Consider the following 6,580-nt stretch of genomic DNA (forward strand, 5'->3'; position numbering starts at 1 on the left):
CCGGAGAACGATGCTGCCCTCATCACCGGTACCGACAGCGGCAGCGTGACCGAGGACCTGGATGTGACCCAGGGCGCTCTGATCACGTTCGGCGTGTTGGACATCACGGATCCAGACGCTGGTGAGGCCACCTTCGTGCCGCACACGGACATCCGCGGGAGCTATGGCAGCTTCGCGCTGGCTGCGGATGGCCGCTGGACCTACAGTGCGTTGAACAGTCAGGCCGCGATACAGGCGCTCGGCGTGGGCGATAGGCTGACAGACAGCGTCACGATCAGCAGCGTCGACGGGACGACGCACGACTTAACTGTGACGATTCAGGGCAGCAATGATGGCCCCCTCCTGACAGCCGACCCCTTAGAGGCATACGAAGACGGGCCAGTCGTGACCGGACATTTGACCGGATCGGACATCGACGTCGGCAAGACCCTCGCTTACCGCCTCGAAGGCGCGGCGCCGGCCGGATTTGCCTTGTTGCCGGATGGGGCCTGGCGTTTTGATCCGTCGGATTCGGCCTACCAGTCGCTTGGTGAGGGCGATCATCTGCTCTTGAAGATCCCTGTCAGCGTGACCGACGATCAGGGCGCGCAGGCGTCCGCAACGCTCGAAATCACAGTCGTTGGGCAGAACGATCAGCCTGTCGTGTCAAGGGCGGTGACATTGCCTGAAGGATATGAGGACAGTCTGCGGATCATAACCGCGACACAGCTGCTGGCGATGATGCAGGACCCAGACGCAGGTGATGGACTGCATGTCCTAGGCACTCCGACCGCGGATCATGGGACAGTGACGCCCAATGTCGACGGCTCCTGGACCTTCCAGCCCGACGCGGATTACGCCGGGCCGGTGACCTTCACCTTCGAGGGTGCCGACACCCATGGGGCTGTGGTCTCGGCGACCGCCGTCATGGACCTGAAACCTGTCGGTGACCCTGCGGTCATTGCGGGCGCGGATAAAGGCGCCGTGACAGAGGACATGGTGCCAACCGCTGCCGGGCAGTTGACCGTGCTCGACCCGGATGCCGGGGAGGCGACGTTTAATCCGGTGTCCGGGGACACAGGCTCCGGCGGCTATGGTCGGTTCTTCATGGAGGAAACGGGGCAGTGGCGCTACGAGCTTGATAACCACTTGTCGGAGGTGCAGGCGCTGGTGCCCGGCCGAACGCTCGAGGACCGGCTTACCGTCACCAGCACTGACGGCACCACGCATGATCTTGCCGTGACCATTTCGGGAACGGGGGATGTTCCGGTCATCACCGGCATCGACAGAGGTAGCGTGACCGAAGACCTCGACGTGATCCAGGGCTCACTGATCACGTATGGCAACCTGGACATCACGGATCCGGACAGCGGCGAGGCCGCCTTCGTGCCGCAAACCGATATTGCAGGAACGTATGGCAGCTTCGCGCTGGCTGCGGATGGCCGCTGGACCTACAGTGCGCTGAACGGTCAGGACGCTATCCAGGCGCTCGGCTTGGGCGAGAGCCTGACCGACAGCGTCACCATCACCAGCGTCGACGGCACGACGCACGCGCTGACCGTGACGATCGTGGGCAGCAACATGGGGCCGGTGGCCACGCCTGGAGATCTGGGAGCCACCGCAGAGGACGTGCCGCGCACCTTCACCGCCGCCGAGTTGTTGCAGGCCACGAACGCCAGCGATCCGGACGGGGATCCATTGTCCATCGCGGGCGTGAGTGTCGATGCCGCACATGGAGTCGTCACGGATAATGGCAATGGCACCTTCACCTTCACCCCGGCTCCGGATTTCGCGCAGGACGCAGTGCCGTTAAACGTCACGATCAGCGACGGCTCAGAGCAGGTGGCCGTGCCTGCCCTGATCGACGTCACACAGGTGACCGACGGCACTGCACCACGGCTGGTGCTTTCCGCGCAGCAGGAGGTGATCAACACCGGCCCGTCGAGCGAGTTGGGCCGCATCGAGATCGATCAGGTGCAAGGCTCTGCCGTGCGCGAGTTCACCATCGAGTTCACGGTTGTCGCCGACCCGGTGCCCGACACCAAGAACTATCAGGGCCCCGTCGTGTTCAACATGGGCTCCCCAAGCGATCCGATCCCGAACAACCAGAACAACTTCCTGACGCTGTGGAACCCCGGCAACCTCAGGGTTGGCGGGGCGAATGACCATATCACCGGCATCAATCTCGGCGACGGAGACAGCCACCGCATTACGCTGACATGGGACAGCCAGTCGGGCGATCTGAACCTTTATGACAACGGAGTGCTGCACGCCACGATGGGCGGCTATCACCGGGGCGAGACGATGCCCGATGATCTCTACCTGGTCGTCGGCGGCAAGGTGCAGCACGTGAACAGCGACAACCCGGTCTTCTACCCGCACGAACATTACGAGGGCGATATCTTCAATCTCGCCATGGCCGATCACAAGCTGGACGACGGGCAAGTCGCAGCGGGGCCGTTGGCGTCCCAGGTGGACGTCGGCGAGGGGCTGCTGGTAGATGTGCGCAGCGTCGGCGGGCAGATCATCGACGCGGCGGGGGTTCACGGCCTGTCCGAGTTCGGCGGACTCAGCACCCGTGCCATTGCAGTCGACACGGGCCTTGCCGTTCCGCCGCCGGGCGCGATGTTGCAGCTTGAGATCGATCCGGGCGCCCCGACCGATCCCGATGATCGCGTCACCGGCGTCGTGGTGTCGGGCTTTCTTGCCGGGTCGGTGGTGAGCGACGGGATGACCTCCGTCACGGTGAACGGACCGACGCAGCAGATCGACCTCGCGGGATGGGCGACCGATGCCATGACGGCGCAGCTGCCGCCGGGGGACAACAGCGATTTTCAGGTGTCGCTGCAGGTCGAGAGCACCGGGCCGGATGGCTCGGTCGTCGTGACCACGCTGGACGAACCCGTCGCGATGGATCCGGGCCCGACCACGCCTGCTCCGGCGCCGGGTGCCGAAGCAATTTTCGACGATGCGCCGGATACTGCGACAGCGTCGGAGGAGATCCCCGACCTTGCAGAGCAAGAAACGCCGTCTGTGGACGCAGATGATGCGGAGCCGCACGCGGCGTCATACGGGGGCGACGTGACGGTTCCGGAAGCAGAGGGCCAGGTTGATATTTCCTCCTTGTCAGGGGAGCCGGATGCGCCGGAGGCTCCTGTGGTCTCGCCGCAACCGGCTGACCCATACCTCAGCGCGATAGTGGGCACCGCTCCGCCGGAGGCCGCGCCGACCGATCCCTTGCCCGATGCGACCGCAGATCCCTACGCAGAGGCTCTTGGCATTCCAGCAGGCGATGGTTTCCCCCCAGACGGGGTGGATGGCGCCCGGCTGGTCGCGCTCGACGAGGGGTCAGGATCAGCCTTTGATGAGACTCCCACGCCGGACCCCGGAACCTCATCTGCCGAGGACGTGATCGATACCGATCCATCCGATCCGCCGCAGGACGACCATCAGGGATGAGACAGCGCCTGCCTTCCTATCCGTCGCGCTGGACTGGGCGCAGCCACCACGGTTCCGAGCGGAGGTTGACCGCTCCTAATGTCCGATCGAGGAGACCTCACTTATGACTTTTCGACCTATGCTCGCGGCGCTGTGCTTCGCAGCGATGCTGGCATCGCCGGCGCTGAGCCAGCCGATGGAGACCCGTCAGGTGCAGTTCGATGCGGGCACGTCCGGCACCGTCATTCGGGACAGCATCACTGGGTACGAGGGGATCGACTACAAGCTCGGTGCCAGCGCAGGTCAGCGCATGGTCGTCGACCTAAACACGTCGAACCTCAGCAACTATTTCAACATCATGGCCCCCGGTGCGGACAGCGCGCTGTTCGTCGGAGCATCGGATGGCACGCGTTTTGACGGCATTCTGCCAGCGAATGGGGAGTACACCATCCGCGTCTTCCTGATGCGCAACGCGGCGCGCCGCGAGGAGACCGCCGACTATTCCCTGTCGATTCATATCGGCGGCGCGATTACCCCGCCGGAACCTGACTTTGCCGACGGAAATGCCGGCGGCCCCGACTTCTGGGAAGTGACCGCGAGCGGGCTGAACATCCGCTCCGGCCCGTCCGCTGATGGCGCGGTTGTCGGGCGCGCGAACCACGGTCAGGTCCTGCGCAACCTCGGCTGCCGGGGCAGCGGCGATGCCCGCTGGTGCCATGTCCAGACGCCTGACGGGGCGCTGGATGGTTGGGTTTCGGGAGCCTACCTGCGCGAGAGCGGCGGGCCGGCGGCGTCGGGCCAGCCCGGCGTGAGCATCCCCAGCAGCAGCCCCGTGGCTCCTTCGCTCTACGTTCGCCCGACGGGCGAGGTCGAGGCAAGCTGGTCGTCGGGCTGCACGGTGCTGTTCAACCCGGCGAAACAGCGGATCAACGCGGGATCCAGCTGCTCGGAGGCGGAGCTGATCGCCTCGGATCTCTGGGTCGCCCGGATGCAATGAGAGAATGGAGCGCATGATGAGCTTTCGCTGCAGAGTTTACGCACTACTGAGCCTCGCAGTGCTGGGGTTGTTCGGTTGCAGTCCCGACACGCCTGACTCCAACTGGCAAGATGCCCCGGCCGAGCGACCTGCCTACGATCAATCCTCCGAGGCCACGCGGGTGGCGGAGGCCGCGTGCCGCGCAGCCCTGGCGGCAGAGGCGGGCCAGCCGGTTGACGAGACGCGGGTCGATTACGTGTTGCGCGCAGAGGCCGGGCTGGGCGTGTGGATGAGCCTGCGCGGCAGCCAGACCCAGTGGGTCTGCCAATCTGACAGCGCCGGCAACGTGGCAGGCTTGGGGGAGGCGCCGGTTCCCTGATGACGACCCCCACCTGATCCGACAAGAAGGACGAACAATGATGCTGAACCGACGCATGTTCGCCAAGGGCGCCGCCCTTGGCGGTCTGTCCCTGATGGCGGGTCCTCTGGCCGGCCAGCATGTCTTCAAGGAAGTGAATGCGCTGCACCCTGGCGAGTTCACATGGCACCCGGAGCGCTCGCCATACGGTCCGGTGTCCGTTGTCGTGTCGATCGATGAACAGCGGGTGCATGTCTACCGGGGCGGGATCCGCATCGCCGTGTCGACTTGTTCCACTGGCAAACCGGGGCACGAGACGCCCACCGGGGTTTTCGTTGTGCTGCAAAAGGACCGCGATCACCACTCCTCAACCTACAACAACGCGCCGATGCCGAACATGAACCGGCTGACATGGGGCGGCATCGCGCTGCACGCGGGCAATCTGCCCGGATACCCGGCGAGTCATGGATGCATCCGGCTGCCGCTTGATTTCTCCGCGCGGCTGTTCGAGGTGACGCATCTCGGCACACCGGTTATCATCGGTCGATCCGGCAGCGCACCTCAGAGCGTCGTGCATCCCGGGCTGATCCTCGGCGCCTACAGCGAGGACGAGTTCGAGCGCATCCTGTCAACGCTTGAGCTGCGGAAACATCCCTCTGACTGGAATCTGGATGAAACGCATCCGATCACCTCGATGATCGCATCATCCCATGATGAACGTATCCTGCTGATAGAGAACGACCGCGAGGTGGCGGAGGGCCCGTTGATCTGGGACGGCCGCCCGCTGGGGCCGCATGTCTATGTATTGAACGGGCCAGATGATGGCACACGGGGCATGAGGTGGCAGGCGCTGACCTACGATGATGCGGCGCGCGCAGAGCACGACCTGACGCGGGTGCGCTCGGATGACGCGTTCTCCAATCTAATCTCGGAACGCAGTCATCCCGGAATGATTTTTGTCTTCACCGACTTGCCATTGCATCCTGACCGGCGTTCAGGCCGGGATTTCGTGATCATGTCCTGATGGGGGGCTCCATGCATAGACTTGCCACTCTGCTTGCGCTCATCGCGACACCGGCCAGCGCGGCAAGCTGGGACATCACCGCACTCAACGGCGCCCCGACCGAAGGCGCCCCTGTGCTGACCCTCGAGGAGGACGGGGCGCTTTCGGGTCACACGGGCTGCAACCGTCTCTCGGGCCACGGACAGATCGAGGACGGCAGATTGACGCTGACCTTGCCATTAGCGACCACGCGCGTGGCTTGCCCGGCGTCGCTGTCACAGCAGGAAGCGCGTCTGCGCGACCTTCTGGGAAGCGGCGCGCGCGTGGAGTCCGAGGGCGACGGGCTTCGGCTGACCGGCGCTGGCGTTACCGCGTTGCTGATCCCGCAGGAGCGCGCGCCCGACATTCGCGAGGCGGCTTATGTGATCGTCAGCGGCGTCGATGCCACGCTCAACATTCGATCCGAGCCGAGCACGGCCAGTGGCGTGCGCGCCCGTGCCTCGCTGGGCCGCGTCATGAAGAACGATGGCTGCGAGGAGCGACCTGATCGCACCTGGTGCCGGGTCCGCTTCATCGATAATAGGGGCACGGACGGATGGGCCGCTGCGGAGTATCTCGCCGCAGCGACGGCGATGCGTCGGGCCGCCGCCGAGCTTTTCGACGAGATCGGGCGGCTTGACTGCCAGATCTCGGGCGGTGCGGTTGAACGCTGCGGCCTCGGCGGCTCGCGGGAGGGCAGAGGCGGTGGCACAAAGCTGGTGTAGCTGCCGGACGACCGCCACCTGTTGCTCACCTACGACCGCACGGAACTTGGCCTATCCCACGG

General features: G+C 65.0%; 5 protein-coding genes. All 5 read left to right on the plus strand.

Annotated features, from left to right (window positions below):
• Positions 1–3,438 (plus strand): VCBS domain-containing protein (locus ACN0Q0_RS17255; protein WP_417244444.1); only part of this gene is annotated, 3,438 nt, incomplete at its 5' end.
• 103 nt (positions 3,439–3,541) lie between these two features.
• Entirely contained in the window at positions 3,542–4,414 is an 873-nt protein-coding gene (locus ACN0Q0_RS17260; RefSeq protein ID WP_343502245.1) for an SH3 domain-containing protein, read from the plus strand.
• 13 nt (positions 4,415–4,427) lie between these two features.
• Positions 4,428–4,772, plus strand: a complete 345-nt coding sequence (locus ACN0Q0_RS17265) for a hypothetical protein (RefSeq protein ID WP_417244445.1) — start codon at positions 4,428–4,430, stop codon at positions 4,770–4,772.
• 37 nt (positions 4,773–4,809) lie between these two features.
• The gene (locus ACN0Q0_RS17270; RefSeq protein ID WP_343502247.1) at positions 4,810–5,775 is read left to right on the plus strand and encodes a L,D-transpeptidase; all 966 of its coding nucleotides are present in this window, start codon (positions 4,810–4,812) and stop codon (positions 5,773–5,775) included.
• An 11-nt stretch (positions 5,776–5,786) separates the two neighbouring features.
• The gene (locus tag ACN0Q0_RS17275; protein ID WP_417244446.1) at positions 5,787–6,518 is read left to right on the plus strand and encodes an META domain-containing protein; all 732 of its coding nucleotides are present in this window, start codon (positions 5,787–5,789) and stop codon (positions 6,516–6,518) included.
• The last annotated feature ends 62 nt before the right edge of the window (positions 6,519–6,580 follow it).

It is taken from the genome of Celeribacter sp., assembly GCF_048259695.1.
In the GTDB taxonomy this organism is placed as follows: domain Bacteria; phylum Pseudomonadota; class Alphaproteobacteria; order Rhodobacterales; family Rhodobacteraceae; genus Celeribacter.